Origin of the sequence: Qipengyuania flava, assembly GCF_019448255.1 — a bacterium.
GTDB classification, from domain to species: Bacteria; Pseudomonadota; Alphaproteobacteria; order Sphingomonadales; family Sphingomonadaceae; genus Qipengyuania; species Qipengyuania flava_A.
Genome location: NZ_CP080410.1, coordinates 2,566,828 through 2,584,269, shown reverse-complemented (window position 1 = coordinate 2,584,269; position 17,442 = coordinate 2,566,828). Strand labels below are relative to the sequence as shown.

The following is a 17,442-nucleotide window of genomic DNA, read 5'->3' as shown; positions in this document are numbered from 1 at the left end:
AAAGAATTCCTACGCGCGGCTGGCACCTTGTCCTGCCGCGACATCATCCAGCTCTTCCAGGATGGCACGATGCGCGGCATCGTCGTCGATCGAGCGCTTGGGGATATTGCCTTCCGCAAGCATGGCGTTGAGCGCTGCACGGGCGCGGCCCACGCGGCTCTTGATCGTGCCCACCGCGCAATCGCAGATCGTGGCGGCCTCTTCGTAAGAGAACCCGCCTGCACCAACCAACAACAGCGCCTCGCGCCGCTCGGGCGGAAGGGTGAGGAGGGCCCGGTGCATGTCGGACAGGTGGATTGGTTCCTCCTGGCCGGCCGGAGCCGTCAGCACGCGTTCGGCAACAGTCTCGTCATACTCGCCGCGGAAGCGGTTGCGCCGCATGTCGGTGAGATAGGCGTTGCGCAGGATGACGAAGGTCCATGCGCGCATGCTGGTGCCCGGCTGGAATCGTTCCTGCGCGGCCCAGGCCTTGAGCAGGGTTTCCTGCACCAGGTCGTCCGCCATGTCGGCGCGCCCGCACAAACCGCGTGCAAAGGCGCGCAGGTGCGGCACCACTTCAGTCAGTTCGCGCTTGAAATCGGCTTTTTCGGAAGCCGTCCGCTTCTCGCCAGCCATCAGTCTTTGGCGTCCAGCTGATCGAGGAGGTCCTGAAAGCTGTCCGGCAGCGGCTCTTCCACGACGGAATCGTAGAGCCGCTTGAGGCCGTTTGCCCAATCAGGGTCCTTGCCCTGCTCACCCTTGGCGGGTTTGCCGGACGGTGTTTTCGACGTTTCGGTCGTCATGGTGAAAAAGGATCAATCCCGTATTGCGCGCTGCCGGCAGGTGATGGATGCAGACAGCGCTATGTATCCCAGATGTGCTTCGCACAACGCACCACGCCTCTGGGAGTTCCCATAGCCGGAAATGAGGAACCAAACAGCGCTCGCCGCATAGAATAGCATCGGAATGATGCACGGGGACAGGTCCGCTGGTTAGCGAAGATCTACAACGCAAGGGTCGCAGGAGGCGTTGGCTGATCGACTACCCGCGCGCAATTCCGGTCATGATCTTCTTATTGATCATGGCGATAACGGCGCTGAGCGTGTTTGCGATAGAGCGGGGAGAGGACCAGCGCGATGCGGCCGATGTCGCGCGCAAGGCGAACGCCATGAGCTCTGCCATCGAACGGCGCGCTTATACGAGCTCCGCCTATCTGCGGGCGGGCGCCGCCTTGCTGGCCACCCAGGAGGAGATCACCGCCTCCCTCTTTCGCCGGTTCGTGTCGGAGCTCCGGCTCGATGCCGATTATCGCGGCGCAGAGGGAATTGGGTGGGCTCCGGTGATCGGTGCCGGTGACCTGCCAACGTTCGAAGAGCGCCTGAGCGCCAACCGCATGAACCCAAAACGCGTGGTGCCTGCAATCGAGGGCGCGCCGCGCGATATGCTGACGCCGATCCTGTTCCTCCAGCCGGACACGGTCCGCAACCGGAGGGCGCTGGGCTACGACATGTATTCCGAACCTGTCCGACGTGATGCGATGGACACGGCGGCGGCGAACGATCGGCCGACGGCCAGCGGCCCGGTCGTGCTGGTGCAGGAAGGCGGCGGCGATGCCGTGGGCTTCCTTATCTACATGCCTGTCTACGAAGGCCTGACCAGCGCGCGCGAGCTCAAGGGCTTTATCTACAGCCCGTTCAACACCGCGCAATTTCTCGAATCCGCTTCCGAGCTGGTCAGTTACGAGAGCGTGGGTGCGCGCCTGCTCGACATCGAGGACGACGAACCAACCAGCGTGGCTGCGAGCGAATCATGGGTCGACGGCCGCCCCGTGATCAGCCGTGAAATCAGCCTCGCAAACCGTCGCATGATGCTGGAGGTACAATCGGCACGGGACGCCGGCCTCTCCACCATGTCGATGGTAACGCTTTTGTTCGGACTGGCCGTGGCGAGCCTGCTGATGCTGGTTTCGCGCTTGCTGACGCAGCAGACGCTTGAAGACCGCCGGGCGATCGACTGGTTCGAGGAACAGAACTCCATCCGCAATTCGCTGACGCGGGAGCTCAACCACCGGGTCAAGAACACGCTGGCCAACGTCCTTTCCATCGTGTCGCTCACGCGCCGACGGGCCGGCAATCTCGATGAGTTTGCGACCGGGCTCGACGGCCGTATCCGCGCGCTGTCAGCCACGCATGACCTTCTGACCCAGTCCGAATGGGGCACGACTCCCATCCGGTCGGTGGTGGAGGTGGAATTGGCGCCCTACGCACGGGCCGAAGACCACCGGCTGGAGTTGTCGGGACCGCACACCGAGCTCGCGCCCAACGATGCCTTGTCGCTTGGCCTCGCCCTGCACGAGCTGGCCACCAATGCAGCGAAGTACGGCTCGCTAAGTGTCGAGGGCGGGAGCGTATCGGTCCAATGGAGCCAGGTAAGCGATGCGCTGGCGAGGATCGAATGGGTCGAAAGCAACGGCCCTGAAGTCGTCCCGCCGACCCGCAGGGGCTTCGGCGTCGACCTGATCGAGAAGATCGTGGCGCACGAGCTGCGCCATCCGGTCGAACTCGACTTCTGCGCCGACGGAGTGCGCTGCACTTTGCTCGTGCCGATCCGCAAGCCGAGCGAGTTCGAGCTCCGGCAAAAAGGGCCGGGCGCGCGGGGCCACTGACCCCAAGAAGATGGCAGGCAAAAAAGAAGGCCAGACACCGTGGGTGCCGGGCCGTCTTGTTTGCGGGATGAAGCCGGTTAGCCGAGCGGGCGGCTCGACCCGAAGAACAGCGCCTGGCTGATCGCTGCCCGCACAGTCTGTTCCTGGAACGGCTTGGTGACCAGATAGGTCGGCTCAGGACGGTCGCCGGTCAGGAGGCGCTCGGGATAGGCCGTAATGAAAATGACGGGGACGCTGCTGATCGCCAGGATATCGTCGACCGCGTCGAGGCCGGAGGAGCCATCGGCCAGCTGGATATCGGCAAGGACAAGACCGGGGGTCTTTTCCGCAACCACTTCCTGCGCCTGGGTCCGCGTTGCGGCGGTGCCGCACACTTCGTGGCCGAGGGAGGTCACGAGGTCTTCAAGCTGCATCGAGATCAGCGGCTCGTCTTCGATAATGAGGACGCTGGTGGCGGATTCGCGATCGATCTCGCTCACCGCTTCCTGCGCCAGGCGCTCGATATCCTCGGCGCTGACATCCATGATTTCGGCCGCCTGGTCAGGCGAGAAATCTTCCAGGGTCGTCAGCAGCAGCGCCTGACGGTTCAGCGGAGTTACCGACTTCAGCCGTTCCTGCGCGGCGCCTTCGTGACCGTCACCGCCAACCGTTTCGGGAACATCGAGATAGGCGCTCGACCAGACTTTGTTGAACGCGCGGTAGAGCGGGACGCGGCCGCCTTCGAGCGATTGCTTGAGCTCTGCGTCCGCAAGGGCCGCTTCGAGTGTGGCGCGAACGAACGCATCGCCCGTAGCCTGCGAACCGGTTAGCGCGCGCGCATAGCGGCGCAGATAGGGCAGGTTGCGTGCAATTTGATCACCAAGTGACATTAAGACCCCTTCCTTAAGGTGCGCGCTTCTAACGCCTCGTTGCGGCTTAGGTTCCAGCCAGATGGTCGGCAAGCGAGCGTTTGACAAGGCAGGGGCATTGGGCGCATCGAACCGCTGGAAATTCTGACGGAGATCGAGGCCTGCCATGCACGAGGTTCCCAACCCGGTTGCCTGTCCCCAGTGCCCGCTTCAGGCGTGTCCGGGCCTACGCGAACTCGAGCCGCACCAGCTCGAGTTCATGCAGGAATTCAAAGATGGGGAAGTCCTGCTCGAGCGCGGCGAAACGCTGATTGAAGAAGGGGCCGATCATACGCGGCTCTACACCGTGCTCGACGGCGTCCTGATCCGTTCGCGCTCGCTCGACGATGGGCGCCGCCAGATCGTGAACTTCATGTTTCCCGGCGATCTTGTCGGCTTGCAGAGCGCTTTCGACGAGCCTTCCAGCCATTCGATCGAGGCGCTGGTGGATGCGCGCCTCTGCCGGTTCAGGCGCAGAGACTTCGCGCAGCTGATAACCGAACATCCCAACCTTGGCTACGATATCACCTGGCTGGCTGCCAAGGAGGAAACCGCGCTCGAGGGACACATCGTCTCGCTCGGCCAGCGCAGCGCGCGTGAACGGGTCACCTATCTGGCTGTGTGGCTGCTCGCGAGGGCGCAATCGACCTGCATTGCCGGTGAAGAACAATCGGTCGCCCTGCCGATTACCCAAGCCCAGATCGCCGATATGCTGGGACTTTCCCTGGTCCACACCAATCGCACGATCAGGCAGCTTCAGCGTGAAGGCTTGGTCGAGTGGAAGTCGCGGGAGATTCGCGTGCCCAATCTCGACGCTGCCGCTGAGTACGCGCAATATGATCGCGACAAAGAGGCTTGTAGGCCCTTCATTTAGAATGCTTTTTCAAAAATTTTGAAAAAAGTACCTCACCCGGGGAACCCCCTTTCTGGCGGCGCGTATTGTCTATGTCACCGCCGAGACCCCCCCTCCCGTCCAAGCGGCTGGTGATACGATCCCGAAAGGCCTCCGTTGTTCAGCAACGGAGGCCTTTTTTCTTGCCCAGCGACGGTGGCCGCTAGCGACAATGGTCGCACGGACAGGCCGGGATCAGGTGTTTAGCGGAGTCGGCCGCGAAGGCGCGAGATAATGCCGCGCCGCTTGGGCTGGCGCAGCAGGTCGACGAGCGTCTCGGGCGAATAGGGCTTTTCCAGGATGCATCCCATGGCCGCGACGTGCGGAGGGATATCCTGGGGCGCGCCAGTCGAGAAAATTATCCGCGGGCTGTCCGGACCAAGCGTGCGGACAAGTTCGGCAATCGCCCAGCCGTCATCCCGATCCGCGAGGTGCACATCCAGCACGATCGCCTGCGGGCGCTCGTCGCGCAGGTGCCGCAGCGCGTCCTCGGTGGACACCGAAAGTTCGACCTTGGCGATTCCCGCCTCGTTGAGCGCGTCTTCGAGCGCCATGCCAAGGATAGCGTCGTCCTCGACCACGAGCACGTGGCTGGGCAATGCGGCGGGTACTGTGGTGGCGGGATGCTGCGTCATCGATACTCGTGAGATCAGCGGTGTGAGTCACCGCTTCTGCATCGCTAACGGAAGCGCTTGGCTGCAAGTTCCCGTCTGCCGCGTTTAAACCGTCACCTGTTGCACCCGGGCGACAGGTGCAGCGCGCCTAAGCGTCGAGGGACCTTTCGTAGATCGCGTATTCGCGGTTGATCTCGCTCTCGATGGCGTCGGCGATTGCCTTCATTCCCTGGTTGTCGTCGAGGATCCAGCCGATCTCGGCCCGCTGGGTATCGTAGAGACGCGTTGCCGTCGCGCGGATCTGGCTGATCATCATGAAGGCGAGCTGGCTGGCGAGGCGCGAGTTGTGCAGTTCGCGCAGCACGCCCATCAGCGGAACCCGCATGTCGCTGCGCATGGGCTTGCGCATCCAGCGAAGCAGGTGGAACCAGCCGAAAGGCAGCAGCTTGCCGCCCGTGCGGCTAAGCACCCCGTTTACATCGGGGAATGTCAGCATGAAGGCCACCGGCTTGCCGTCGAGCTCCGCGATGAGGTTGATCTCCTCGTGGATCACCGGCTTCAGCTTCTTGCCGGCGTAGGCGATTTCCTCAGGCGTGAAGGGCACGAAGCCCCAATTGTTCGACCAGGCGTCGTTGAGGATTGTCAGGATCACTTCGACTTCGTCATCCCACCGCGATTTGTCGACTTGTCGCACCGATATTCGCTCGTTTCGCTCCCCCGACTTCACGATCCGCTGGATCAGCGGCGGGAAATCGTAGGTTACGTCTAGGTCGTAGGTCAGCAGGGTCTTTGCGCGCGTGTAGCCCGCGCTTTCGATCCACTCCTGGTAGACTGCCGGGTGGTGGCCCATCATGATCAGCGGAGCGTGATCCTGCCCTTTGACAAGCAGGCCGGGTTCTTCCCAGATCGACATGGAAATCGGCCCGATCGAGCGCGTCATGCCCTGGCTGCGCAGCCATTCTTCGGCCTTGCGGAGTAGTGCGTGGGCGACCGCCTCGTCCTCGGCATCGAAATAGCCGAACATGCCCGCGCCCGGGCCGAAGCCCTGTTCACGCGGCAGTTCGAGCGCGAGATGGTCGATATGGGCCGAGATGCGGCCCACCGGCTGGCCGCCACGCTTGGCAAGGAACAGCTGGTGCGAAGCGTGGCCGAAGAACGGGTTCTTGGCGGGGTTGATCAGCTCCATCAGCTCGGAACGGATTTGCGGGACGGAATGGGGTTCGCGGGCGGCAAAGGCCCGGCCGCAGTCGACGAACGCGGCGCGCCCCTTCTTGTCTTCGATGGCTTCGATCACCACATTTGCATCGGACATTCGTGCGTTACCTTCGTTCAGCTTGGATTAGCCCTGTGTGCGCTAGCTGATCTTTGTCAAGGAAACGCACGAGCGCGATCACTATGATCGACACCGCGCGCTGTTACGCGCACGCGTTTTCGGCTAGAGGGCCTCCCAGGAAATTCGACCATGAATGTGCAACCAAAACCGATTCCGGCTGCCGATACGCCCTTGCGACGCGAAGCGGGCTCGGGCTGGCACGCCCAGATTCCCGACGACAAGGCCATGCTGCGCGCCGCACGCGACCTGACCAAGGACATCGCGGAACACCGTGCGGACATCTACTGGGCCGACATGATCGGCTCGGCGCTAGTCGGCTATGCGACGCTTGCCGGCGCAATCCTGGTGGACAGCGTTCCGCTGGCGGTTGGCCTTGCGGTTGTCTCGGTGCTCGCGCTCTACCGCGCGCTCCTTTTCATTCACGAGATCTCGCACTTCCGTAACGGCGCGCTGCCGGGCTTCCGCACGGCGTGGAATGCTCTTGTCGGCGTGCCCATGCTCACGCCGTCCTTCATGTACGAACAGGTGCACACGCTGCATCACAAGCGCACGCAGTACGGCACGATCGAGGATCCGGAGTACCTCCCGCTCGCGCTGATGAAGCCGTGGAGCCTGCCCGCTTTCGTGCTGATTGCCCTGCTGGCGCCGGTCGCCTTGCTGTTTCGTTTCGCGGTCCTCGTGCCGCTGGGCGCGATCATTCCTCCCATTCGCCGACTGACGTGGGAACGCCTGAGCGCGCTGGCCATCAACCCCGATTTCCGCCGCCGCCCGCCCGAAGGCGATCTGCCGCGGCGCGTCTTCTGGCTCGAGGCTGGCGGCATGGTGTGGAGCTGGGCGCTCATCGCCAGCGTGTTCGCGTTCGGCTGGAAGCCTCTTCTGGTGGCTCTCGCGGTCGCCTCGGCCGTTGCCGTGTTCAACCAGCTGCGCACGCTTGTGGCGCATCTGTGGGAGAACGAGGGCGAGGCCATGACGGTCACCGCGCAGTTCCTCGACAGCGTCAACGTGCCGCCTCCCGGCCGTATTGCCGAGCTGTGGGCGCCGGTCGGTCTGCGCTATCACGCGCTGCACCACCTGATGCCGTCCATGCCCTATCACTCGCTTCCCGAAGCGCACCGCCGCCTGGTGACCGCGCTCGATGCCGAGTCGAGCTACCACGGGGCGAACCACGCCGGCATGGGCGTGCTGGTGGCGCGTATTGCGCGCAGCACCATGCGCCCGCGCGGCTGAGGCAGCGCGCAAGGGCGCCGCGCCCTAGAGGAAGTGGATCATCGCAATCCGGCGATCGGACGGAAGGCCCGCCTCGGCCTCTTCCGCCAACTCGTTCGCGAGCCGGGGGTGCGCCTCGAGGTCGGTGACTTCGGTAAACCCGATGCGGGCATAGAACGGCCCGTTCCACGGCAGGTCGCGAAAGGTCGTCAGTGTCGCGGCCCGGAACCCGGAATTGCCCGCATCGACAAGACAGGCGCGCAGCAAGACGGCGCCGATCCCCTGACCCTGTGCGTCGGGATGGACGTCCATTTCCCAGATGTGGAGCTCGCGGCCGAAGGGCTGGGTGGCGAGGAAGCCGACTATCCGCTCGCCCATTTCCGCCACCAGGCAATGGCCCTTGGCGATGAGGGAGCGATGCTCCTGCTCCGACCAGACCTCGTCGAAGTCCATGTCGGCTGCAGCGGGATCGTCAGCGAAGAGGACTGCGGCGGCGCGCTCGATGGCTGGCAGGTGTTGCGCATCCTCGGCGCGCGCGAGGCGGACGGAAAATCCGCTCATTCTTCGGTGCGGATCAGGACCGTCTCGCCAATCAGCAGGAACAGCATGAAGGGGGCCCAGGCTGCGAGGAAGGGCGGGTAACCGCCGAAGCTGCCCATGGCGAGCGCCGCGTTATCGACCACGAAATAGGCAAAGCCCAGGGCCATGCCGATCACCGCGCGCACGAACAGCTGGCCGCTGCGGGCAAGGCCGAAGGCCGCAACCGCTCCAAGGAGCGGCATCAGGAAGGCCGACAGCGGGCCCGAGATCTTGTGCCACCATTTAGCGCGCAGTTCGCTTGTGCGCCGGCCGGTGCGTTCGAACTCGGCAATGGAACTCGTCAGGGTCCAGAAAGGCTCGGAATCGGGATCGATCTTGGCCAGGTCGATCTGCTCCGGCGTCAGCCCCTCGCCTACGACCATGCTGGCAGGCTGGTCGGTGACCGCGTTCTGGACCTGGAACCGGGTGATGTCTTCAAGCTGCCATCCCGGAGCTGCGTAAAGCGCGCGGTCGGCATCGACCTGTTCGACGATCATGCCCTCTGCGTTGCGCCGGTACCAGGTGACCTTGCGCATGGCGATGGCTTCCCCCGATCCGGCCAGATAGGCGGCGGTCAGGATGTTGCCGTTGTCGTTGAGGTAGATGTTGGTCCGCACCCCGCTTTCGGTTGGAATGGGGCCATAATCGACCGCCTCCCAGGCTTTCAGCGTTTCGGTCGAGCGGGTCACGACCGTCTCGTTAAATACGAAGGTGACCAGCGACACGAGGCCCGCCGTCAGCAGCAGCGGGGCAAGTACCTGGTGCGCGGAAAGCCCGGCGGCTTTCATTGCGATAACCTCGCTGTTCTGGTTGAGCGTGACGAGTGTGATCAGCGTTGCCAGCAGCACCGAGTAGGGCAGGAAGCGCGCGATTAGCTGCGGTATCCTGAGACCCGCGTAGGTCAGCAATTCGCCTTGGCCGTTGCCATCGACGGCCAGGATCTTGCCGCTGTTCGACAGCAGGTCGAGCATCATCAGCACCAGCACCAGCACGAACAGCATCGCAAGGATGCGCACGGCGAACATTTTCGCCAGGTACAGCGTCAGCGTGCGCGAAGGGAAAAAGTCGAGCTGCATGTCCGTCCGTTACTCGCTGGCCGCCAGATCGATCTTGAGCGGCCTGCGCCGGCGGAACAGCTTGCCGAGGCGCTTGGACATCTTGTCGAACCAGATTTCGAGCGCACCGATAGCCTGGCCGCCGGGCACATGCGCGACCCGCCAGTACATCCAGATGATCAGGGCCCCGAACAGGACGAACGGGCCCCAAAGCGCGATAATGGGATCCACGCGGCCAAGCGCGGCCACATCCTCTCCGTACTGGTTTACCTTGTGATAGGCGACCACCATGATGATCGACAGGAACACGCCCAGCGCGCTGGTCGATCGTTTGGGTGGCACCCCGAGCGCCACCGCGAGAAGCGGCATGAGCGCCATCATCACCACCTCCACGAGGCGGAAGTTGAAGCTGGCCTGGCTGGCGTCGCGTTTCTCTTCAGGTTCCTCGTCGCTCCATCCGATCCGGAGCAATTCAGGCAGGATATACTCGCGCTCTGCGTCGCCGCGCGCGCGGAACTCCTCCACCGCAGGCAGGTCGATCGGCAGATCGTGGCGCGTGAAGGTCAGCACACGGGGTGTCTGGCTCCCGGTGTCCTGGACGATCGTGCCATCGGTCAGGCGCAGGATGATCGTGTCGGGATCATCGGTGGTGGCGAGGAACGCGCCTTCCTTGGCCGAGATCGAGAGCACCTGATCCTTGTCGTTGGAAACGCGGGCGAAGATGCCCATCAGGCGGCGGCCGTCGTCCTCGCTCTGCTCGATGCGCAGCGCCATCCGGTCGGCCAACGTGGTGAATTCGCCCACCTTGATCGAGGCGCCCAGCGCACCCGAGCGCAGTTCGTACTCCATCTGCTCGTAATAGTAGCGGCTGACGGGCTGGATGAAGAACACCAGCGCCACGTTGAGGATCATGAGCACCGCCGTGATCATGTAGGGCACGCGCAGCAGCCGCCCGTACCCTAGGCCCACGGCGCGAAACACGTCGAGCTCGCTCGTCGTGGCCAGCTTGCGGAAGGCAAGCAGGATGCCGAGCAGCAGGCCCAACGGGATTGCAAGGCTCGCGTATTCGGGCACCAACGCAATCAGCATCTTGAAGACGACGCCCACGGGGCCGCCTTCGACCGCGACGAAATCGAACAGGCGCAGCATCTTGTCGAGGATCAGCAGCGATGCGGCGATGACGAACACGCTCATCATCGGCACGATCACGAGCCGGAAGATATACCGATCAATCGCAGGCAGGAAGTTGAGCAAGGTGTCGCCGGTCTGTTGTCTTCGCGAGCGCCCTAGCGCGGAATTGCGCCGAGGTCATGCCCCAATGGCAGATCGAAGCCTTCACCAGAAGCGGCTGCCGGGAATGCCCTTAAAGGGACCGGCCTCGCGCGAGGTGATCCAGCCACCGTAAAAGCCCCCCGGCTGGGGCGTCACTTCCTCGCCATCGACGAGGCAGCTATCGAAGGGTTCGGGATAGAAGGCGATGTGTCCGGCGATACCCTGAAAGCTGGGCGTGGGGCTGGGATAGTCCCATCCGGCAGCCTCGATCACCTCGTCACCGATTCGCACATCCCAGTAACGCGCCTGCCCCTTCCACTCGCACAGCGAACGGCGCGCGTTTGGCGTGAGGCGCTCCATGGCGATATCGGCTTGCGGCAGGTAGTAGGTCGGCGGATGGCTCGTTTCGAGCGTCCGCCATGCGCTGGTCGTATCGGCGAGCGTTACGCCCTTGTGCCGGATCACGATGCGGCGCTTGGTCGGCTCGGCGATGGCGGGGCGGGGGTAGTCCCACACGCTTTCCTGCCCATCGCCGACGGGATCGGGTTCGGGATGGCCGGGCAGCCTTATTGTTTTATGCCTTTTCGAGCGTGCACTGCAGGGGGTGCTGGTTCTGGCGGGCGAAGTCCATCACTTGGTGGACCTTGGTCTCGGCCACTTCGTAGGGGAAGATGCCGCACACGCCGACGCCCTTCTGGTGGACATGCAGCATGACCCGGGTCGCCTCTTCCATGTCCATGCGGAAGAACCGCTTCAGCACGATCACGACGAATTCCATCGGCGTGTAGTCGTCGTTCAGCAGTAGCACCTTGTACTGGCTCGGCTTCTTGGGCTTCGCGCGCGTCTTGGTGGCAATGCCGACCTGGCCTTCGCCATCGCTGGCATCGTCGTCGCCTTCGGCGGCGCGGATGGGGAAAAGGGGCAGGGTTTCGATCATCGCTGGGGCCATTATCGTAACGCTTTGCCAATTCGCAAGGCGTGAAGGCCCAAGGAAAGCCGATTGCGCGTTAAGAAAACGCTGAGGCGGGCCTTGCGCAGGGCAAAAAAAGGGCCGGATGGTACGAAACCATCCGGCCCACGGTGTCCAATTCGCCGAGCGAGGGAGAGAGGAGAGAGTGCCCGGCGGATTGAAGCTTGTAAGTGTCGCTTACGCGGCCTTGCGGACCTTCTCGGCAGCCAGGCTCATGCGGTTCGAAACCGGAGCGAAAGCTTCGTTGGCGAGCTTCAGCATGGCTTCGGTGTTCTTCGAGGTGGTCGAGACCATGGCGTCGAAGTTGCGACGGGCGATTTCGCCCTGCAGCTGGAACAGCTCGGTCGGCGACTTCACGGCAGCGAACTTCTTGACGTCGCCCTGGACGGTTTCAGCAGCCGACTTGGCTTCTTCGACATAGGCGCGGCCCATGTCCTGCATGCCGGTGGCGAGGATCTTGCCGCTTTCGACGAGGGCTTCGAGGTTGCCCTTCTGGAATTCGACGGCGTCCTTGGTCAGTTCGGTGCCCTTGTCGTAGGCAGCCTTGGCGCGGGTCTGCACGTCGGCAGCCATTTCCTTCGCCTTGGCGGTGTAATCGGTGGTTGCGGTCTTCTTGGCAGTGGCCATGATGGTATCCTTCAACTTGGAAATCGGGGTGGTCTTGGCGGTTTCCGCCTTCGCAGGGGCGGCCTTCTTCGGGGCCGTCTTGGTCTTCTTGGCGGCGACCGGCTTCTTCACCGGAGCGGCCTTCTTGGCGGCGACCTTCTTGGGTGCAGCCTTTTTCGCGACAGTCTTCTTCGGCGCGGCCTTCTTGGCCGGAGCCTTCTTCGCAGCCGGCTTGGCCTTCACAGCGGCCTTCTTCGGCTCGGCTGCGACAGCCTTGGCGACAGCATCGGTCTTGACCGGAGCCGTGGTGTCCGCGGCGACGGCCTTCTCGACCTTCTTCGCGCTCACCGCTTCTGCGGCCTTCTTTTCCGCAGCTTCGGCAAACGCCTTCTCAGCAGCGGCATCGATTTTGCTCTGGCTATCAGCCATGGGAAACCTCGCTTTGTTGCAGTGCACAAAATAGGCATTGCAGGTGCGAAGTCAAGCGTTTTTTGTGCAGTGCACAATAAACCAGAATATCGAACTATCTCAGCGAATTACCGGGTGGCAACGTAGCGTCCCGGCGCGTTTTCGATAATTTTATCGCCCTTCCCACCGGGCTTGCGCTTACCTTTTGCGGGCGCTTTCGCGCCGTCTTGCTCTTCCAGCCAGTCGATCCAGTCGGGCCACCAGCTGCCCGGATGTTCAACCGCGCCCTCGCGGAATTCGGCCAGGCTGCGCGGGCTGCCTTCGTTGGTCCAGTACTGGTACTTGCCCGAGGACGGGGGGTTGACGACCCCGGCGATATGACCGGACCCCGCCAGGACGAACTTGAGCGGCCCCTTGAAGTGGTCGGTGATCCGCCAGACGCTTTCGGCCGGCGCGATATGGTCTTCCTTGCCCGCCTGCACATAGGTCGGCGTTTCCACGATCCCGAGATCGATCGGCGTGTTGTCGACGCTCAGCGCGCCCGCCTCGACCAGTTTGTTGTCGCGGTAGAGGTCACGCAGGTACTGCTGGTGCCACTTGGCCGGCAGGTTGGTGACGTCGCCGTTCCAGTGCAGCAGGTCGAAGGCCGGATAGTCCTCGCCCAGCATGTAGTTGTTGACCACATAGTTCCAGATGAGGTCCGTGCCGCGCAGCAGGTTGAAGGTCGCCGCCATGTAGCGCCCGTCGAGATACCCTTCGGGCGTCAGCGCCTTGATCGTGCCGAGCTGCTGGTCGTCGACGAAGTTGAGCAGTTCGCCCGCCTTCTCGAAATCGACCTGCGCGGTGAAGAAGGTCGCGCTCTTCACCTTGTCCGCTTCGCCCCGGCGGTGCAGCAGCGACAGCGTGGCGGCCAGCGTGGTGCCGGCAACGCAGTAACCGATAGCGTGGACGCTCTTTACGCCAAGCCGGTCACGGATCGTGTCGATCGCATCGATCTGGGCACGTACATAGTCGTCCCAGACCACGTCCTTCATGCTCGCATCGGCCGATTTCCAGCTCACCATGAAGACCGTGACACCCTGGTCGACCGCCCATTTCACGAAGCTCTTCTTCTCGTTGAGGTCGAGAATGTAGAACCGGTTGATCCACGGCGGGAAGATCACCAGCGGCGTTTCCATCACCTCCTCGGTCGAGGGGGAATACTGGATCAACTGGTAAAGCGGCGTCTCGTGGACGACCTTGCCCGGCGTCACGGCGATGTTCTCGCCCAGAGTGAAGGCGCTCGCATCGGTGTGGCTCAGTTGCCCGCGGCGAAGGTCGGCGAGCAGGTGCTCCATGCCCTTGACCAGATTGTCGCCGCGCGTTTCCAGCGTGCGCTCCATGACCACGGGGTTGAGCAACGGGAAGTTCGAGGGGCTGGCCGCTTCGGTGATCGCGCGCGTCGTGAAGCGCAGCTGTTCGCGCTTGTCGTCAGACAGCCCTTCCACCCGGTCGACCATTTCGGCCACGCGCTCGGCAAGGAAAAGATAGGTCTGGTGGATCAGCGCAAAGGCGGGATGGGCCCGCCAGCGCGGGTCGGCAAAGCGGCGGTCCTTGCGCGGAAGCTCCGGCTCGCCCTTGGCCTCGGGCTGCCCGTCGGTGCCCATGCCGTACTGGCCGAGCACCTGCTGCCACAGCGCGACGCCTTCTTGCAGCAGCGCCTGCTGCTGGGCCGGATCGGCGATCGGCATCTGCCGGAACCAGTCCTGCGCGACCTGCATCCAGCGGGTGGGATCCAGGTAGGGCGCCAGCGCCTGCGGGTCGGAGAGCTGCTCGCTCTGGTACTCGAGCCACATCGCCTGGAGCTTGGTGCCGACCTGCGTCCAGTGTTGCATGTCCTCGGCGCTCAGCGGCGTTCCGGCGCTGGCTTCGGCCATGGGCGCCATCAGCGCACGAGCGAACTTTGCCGGGGCTTCGAACATGTTGGTGAACGGATCGGGGCCGTTGTCGGTCATCTGTGCTCCTGCCTGGTGCCAAGCGCCTGTTGTGCCGGCCATAGGATATTGCGCAGCCATATGCACCTAGGCCGATTGCACCTGCACGGTGAATAGGTAATCAGTATGACTCGACCAACGCCTGAAAGAGCCAGAATGTCCGACGAATTCTACCGCATCAAACGCATGCCGCCCTATGTCATCGCCGAAGTCAATGCGATGCGCCACGCGGCACGCCAGGCGGGCAGGGACATCATCGACCTCGGCATGGGCAATCCCGACCAGCCTCCGCCGCAGCACGTCATCGACAAGCTGTGCGAAGTGGCGGCGAAGCCCGATGCGCATGGCTATTCGCAGTCCAAGGGCATTCCGGGGCTGCGCCGCGCCCAAGCGAACTATTACCAGCGCCGCTTCGGGGTCGATCTCGATCCCGAAAGCGAAGTCGTGGTGACGATGGGTTCGAAGGAAGGCCTGTCGTCCATGGCCACCGCGATCAGCGCGCCGGGCGACGTCATCCTCGCGCCGAGCCCGGCCTATCCGATCCACACTTATGGCTTCATCATCGCCGGCGCCACGATCCGCAGCGTGCCTACCACGCCGGACGAGCGCTACTGGAAGGCGCTCGACAACGCGATGGCCTACACCGTGCCGCGGCCGACGGTGCTGGTGGTGAACTATCCCAGCAATCCCACCGCCGAGACGGTCGATCTCGCCTTCTACGAGCGGCTGGTCGACTGGGCGCGCGAAAACAAGGTCTGGGTGCTCTCGGACCTGGCCTATTCGGAACTCTATTACGACGGCAAGCCGACCCGCTCGATCCTCGAGGTGCCCGGCGCAAAGGACGTGGCGGTGGAGTTTACCTCCATGTCCAAGACCTTCTCCATGGCCGGCTGGCGGATCGGTTTCTGCGTCGGCAACAAGCAGCTTGTCGCCGCATTGACGCGGGTGAAGTCCTACCTCGATTACGGGGCCTTCACCCCGATCCAGGCCGCCGCCTGCGCCGCGCTGAACGGCCCCCAGGACGTCGTCGAGCAGAACCGTGCCCGCTACCAGGCGCGGCGCGATGTCATGGTCGAAAGCTTCGCGCGGGCCGGCTGGGAAATCCCGTCCCCGCCTGCCAGCATGTTTACCTGGGCCAAGCTGCCACCGGGCTTTGAAGACATGGGCAGCCTCGAATTTTCCAAGCAGCTCCTGCAGCACGCCGAAGTCGCTGTGGCTGCCGGGGTTGGCTTTGGCGAGGAGGGCGAAGGCTATGTTCGTATCGCCATGGTCGAGAACGAGCAGCGTATTCGTCAGGCGGCGCGCAATATTAAGCGGTTCCTGACCGAACGCGGCTAGTGCATCTGTACTAAGTTCAAGAAAAAACTAGGGATTACCCTTAAGCAACCATGCGTATTTGAGCGGCAGGTTTTTGCGGTTAGAGGGCCTTTCCAGGACGGGTGGGCCAAGGAGATTCCGTGAGCCTTCCGCTTTTCGCCTGGTATTCGCAATCCCTCAATCCACCCGCTCGCTGGGACATGCGCCTCCTCGACTGGGGCATGGTGCCCTTCGAGGAAGCGCCTCACGGCAGCGCGCACCAACCCATTCTGCTCGATTGGCGACCAGCCTCGCGTCCGTTCGGATGGCGCGCAATTGAGGGGCGGGCATCGGCTGCGATAATAGGCTGCGATGATGGAGACGAGCGCGCGGCCCTCCTTGAAATGGGCTTTGGCGACGCGCTTCCCTCACACTGCGTTCAGACCGAGCTTGCGCAGCGATTGCTGCGTCTCGGGGGGCTGGCCAACGCCATTCCGCGCCGGCTCGCCGCGGGGCCCGTAATGCTCGACCTGTTTTACCGGGATGGGCGCGTCGGCGGCACCTGGCTGGGCCTGCACCCCCGCGAATTTGCCCTGCTGTGGCGGCTGGCGAGCACCCCGGGGATGCAAGTCAGCCGCCGCCAGCTGCTGAGCGATGTCTGGCGGCTCGACCATGTCCCCGAGACCAACACGATCGAAGTGCATGTCTCACGGCTGCGCGCCAAGCTTGGCATCTCGCATTGCAGCTGGCTGGTCGAAACCCATCCCGATGGCGGCTACCGCCTCGGCCGTCCTCCGAGGCACGAGGGACGCTGCGCCAGTTTCGTGCACCTGACCCCCGGGCAACTGGACTCGCACGCCATGATAGGCAACGAAGAGCATCGAAGCATTTCAAGCACGAGGCTCTACCATGCAGTTCCACGATCGCGTTTCGATTGACCTTGCCGACAACGGTGTGGCGCAAGTCCGCTTTACCCGCGGCGACAAGATGAATGCACTGGACCCGGTCCAGTTCGAGGCGATCCTCGAAGCGGGTGAGGCGCTACGCACCATGGAGGGGCTTCGCGTTGTCGTGCTGTCGGGCGAGGGGCGCGCCTTTTGCGCCGGCCTGGACCTCTCCAGCATGGCGAATGGCGGATCGAACCCGCAGGCCAAGCTCGCCGAGCGGACCCACGGAAACGCCAACCGCGCGCAGGAAGCCGCGATGACCTGGCGCAAGTGCCCGGTTCCGGTGATCGCAGCGGTGCACGGCGTGTGCTTTGGCGGCGGCCTGCAGATCGCCAGCGGCGCCGACATCCGCGTGGTCCATCCCGACACCCGCATGGCCGTGATGGAGATGAAGTGGGGCCTCGTGCCCGATATGGGCGGCTATGCGCTATGGCGCGGCCTCGTGCGCGACGACACCCTGCGCGAACTGACCTACACCAACCGCGAGTTCAACGGCGCCGAAGCGCTCGGCCTCGGCTTTGCAACCATGGTCGAGGACGACCCGCAAGCCCGCGCCACCGCGATCGCCGAGACCATCGCGAACAAGAACCCCGACGCCGTGCGCGGCGCCAAGCGCCTGTTCAAGGTGATGCACGAAGAAGGCGAAGACGCGATTCTGATGGCCGAAAGCGTCGAGCAGGACGGCATCATTCGCACCCCCAATCAGGTCGAGGCGGTGATGGCCGAAATGCAGAAACGGGCGCCGGTCTTCAACGGCTAA

The 17,442-nt window shown here is 63.6% G+C and carries 18 protein-coding genes; 6 read left to right on the top strand and 12 right to left on the bottom strand.

Annotated features, from left to right (window positions below; translation table 11 throughout):
* Nucleotides 1-9: 9 nt before the first annotated feature.
* Together KUV82_RS12790 and KUV82_RS12785 are read right to left on the bottom strand one after the other, a co-directional pair.
* Nucleotides 10-615: a sigma-70 family RNA polymerase sigma factor gene (locus tag KUV82_RS12790; protein ID WP_219954632.1), complete on the bottom strand. Its 606-nt coding sequence runs from the start codon at nucleotides 613-615 to the stop codon at nucleotides 10-12.
* Nucleotides 615-782, bottom strand: coding sequence for a NepR family anti-sigma factor (locus KUV82_RS12785; protein WP_219954631.1), 168 nt, complete (start codon nucleotides 780-782; stop codon nucleotides 615-617). Before KUV82_RS12785 ends, KUV82_RS12790 begins: the two co-directional genes overlap by 1 nt.
* Before the next feature lie 260 nt (nucleotides 783-1,042).
* On the opposite strand from KUV82_RS12785, the gene KUV82_RS12780 reads away from it, so the two are divergent.
* Entirely contained in the window at nucleotides 1,043-2,644 is a 1,602-nt protein-coding gene (locus KUV82_RS12780) for a CHASE domain-containing protein (protein WP_219954630.1), read from the top strand.
* A gap of 77 nt (nucleotides 2,645-2,721) precedes the next feature.
* On the opposite strand, the gene KUV82_RS12775 is transcribed toward KUV82_RS12780, so the two are convergent.
* The gene (locus KUV82_RS12775) at nucleotides 2,722-3,513 is read right to left on the bottom strand and encodes a response regulator (protein WP_219954629.1); all 792 of its coding nucleotides are present in this window, start codon (nucleotides 3,511-3,513) and stop codon (nucleotides 2,722-2,724) included.
* Between the two features lie 145 nt (nucleotides 3,514-3,658).
* Here KUV82_RS12775 and KUV82_RS12770 point away from each other — a divergent pair, with 145 nt between their 5' ends.
* On the top strand, nucleotides 3,659-4,405 hold the full coding sequence (locus KUV82_RS12770) for a Crp/Fnr family transcriptional regulator (protein ID WP_219954628.1): 747 nt from the start codon (nucleotides 3,659-3,661) through the stop codon (nucleotides 4,403-4,405).
* 221 nt (nucleotides 4,406-4,626) lie between these two features.
* Here KUV82_RS12770 and KUV82_RS12765 read toward each other — a convergent pair whose 3' ends face one another.
* Both KUV82_RS12765 and KUV82_RS12760 read right to left on the bottom strand, forming a co-directional pair.
* Entirely contained in the window at nucleotides 4,627-5,058 is a 432-nt protein-coding gene (locus tag KUV82_RS12765) for a response regulator (RefSeq protein ID WP_219954627.1), read from the bottom strand.
* Nucleotides 5,059-5,185: 127 nt separating this feature from the next.
* Nucleotides 5,186-6,349 carry an N-acetyltransferase gene (locus KUV82_RS12760; protein ID WP_219954626.1) on the bottom strand — a complete coding sequence of 388 codons (1,164 nt, stop codon included), beginning with the start codon at nucleotides 6,347-6,349 and terminating at the stop codon, nucleotides 5,186-5,188.
* A gap of 150 nt (nucleotides 6,350-6,499) precedes the next feature.
* Between KUV82_RS12760 and KUV82_RS12755 the strand changes: the two genes are divergently transcribed.
* A complete protein-coding gene (locus tag KUV82_RS12755; protein ID WP_219954625.1) occupies nucleotides 6,500-7,597 on the top strand; it encodes a fatty acid desaturase family protein in 1,098 nt (365 codons plus the stop codon).
* 24 nt (nucleotides 7,598-7,621) lie between these two features.
* Here KUV82_RS12755 and KUV82_RS12750 read toward each other — a convergent pair whose 3' ends face one another.
* From KUV82_RS12750 to KUV82_RS12720, 7 genes are all read right to left on the bottom strand, one after another.
* Entirely contained in the window at nucleotides 7,622-8,137 is a 516-nt protein-coding gene (locus KUV82_RS12750) for a GNAT family N-acetyltransferase (RefSeq protein WP_219954624.1), read from the bottom strand.
* Nucleotides 8,134-9,231 (bottom strand): LPS export ABC transporter permease LptG, encoded by a 1,098-nt coding sequence (gene lptG, locus KUV82_RS12745; protein WP_219954623.1) that lies wholly within the window; start codon nucleotides 9,229-9,231, stop codon nucleotides 8,134-8,136. The genes KUV82_RS12750 and lptG overlap by 4 nt, the downstream gene beginning before the upstream one ends.
* 9 nt (nucleotides 9,232-9,240) lie before the next feature.
* Nucleotides 9,241-10,464, bottom strand: a complete 1,224-nt coding sequence (locus tag KUV82_RS12740) for an LptF/LptG family permease (protein WP_219954622.1) — start codon at nucleotides 10,462-10,464, stop codon at nucleotides 9,241-9,243.
* An 81-nt stretch (nucleotides 10,465-10,545) separates the two neighbouring features.
* A complete protein-coding gene (locus KUV82_RS12735; protein ID WP_219954621.1) occupies nucleotides 10,546-10,998 on the bottom strand; it encodes a DUF427 domain-containing protein in 453 nt (150 codons plus the stop codon).
* 58 nt (nucleotides 10,999-11,056) lie between these two features.
* Entirely contained in the window at nucleotides 11,057-11,431 is a 375-nt protein-coding gene (clpS, locus tag KUV82_RS12730) for an ATP-dependent Clp protease adapter ClpS (protein WP_258319759.1), read from the bottom strand.
* Nucleotides 11,432-11,629: 198 nt separating this feature from the next.
* The gene (locus KUV82_RS12725) at nucleotides 11,630-12,487 is read right to left on the bottom strand and encodes a phasin family protein (RefSeq protein ID WP_219954620.1); all 858 of its coding nucleotides are present in this window, start codon (nucleotides 12,485-12,487) and stop codon (nucleotides 11,630-11,632) included.
* A 107-nt stretch (nucleotides 12,488-12,594) separates the two neighbouring features.
* Nucleotides 12,595-14,460 (bottom strand): PHA/PHB synthase family protein, encoded by a 1,866-nt coding sequence (locus KUV82_RS12720; RefSeq protein WP_219954619.1) that lies wholly within the window; start codon nucleotides 14,458-14,460, stop codon nucleotides 12,595-12,597.
* Between the two features lie 135 nt (nucleotides 14,461-14,595).
* Between KUV82_RS12720 and KUV82_RS12715 the strand changes: the two genes are divergently transcribed.
* The 3 genes from KUV82_RS12715 to KUV82_RS12705 all read left to right on the top strand — a co-directional run bounded on the left by KUV82_RS12715 (nucleotide 14,596) and on the right by KUV82_RS12705 (nucleotide 17,442).
* The gene (locus KUV82_RS12715) at nucleotides 14,596-15,777 is read left to right on the top strand and encodes an LL-diaminopimelate aminotransferase (RefSeq protein WP_219954618.1); all 1,182 of its coding nucleotides are present in this window, start codon (nucleotides 14,596-14,598) and stop codon (nucleotides 15,775-15,777) included.
* Between the two features lie 119 nt (nucleotides 15,778-15,896).
* Nucleotides 15,897-16,673, top strand: a complete 777-nt coding sequence (locus tag KUV82_RS12710) for a winged helix-turn-helix transcriptional regulator (protein WP_258319758.1) — start codon at nucleotides 15,897-15,899, stop codon at nucleotides 16,671-16,673.
* Nucleotides 16,645-17,442 (top strand): crotonase/enoyl-CoA hydratase family protein, encoded by a 798-nt coding sequence (locus KUV82_RS12705; RefSeq protein ID WP_219954617.1) that lies wholly within the window; start codon nucleotides 16,645-16,647, stop codon nucleotides 17,440-17,442. The genes KUV82_RS12710 and KUV82_RS12705 overlap by 29 nt, the downstream gene beginning before the upstream one ends.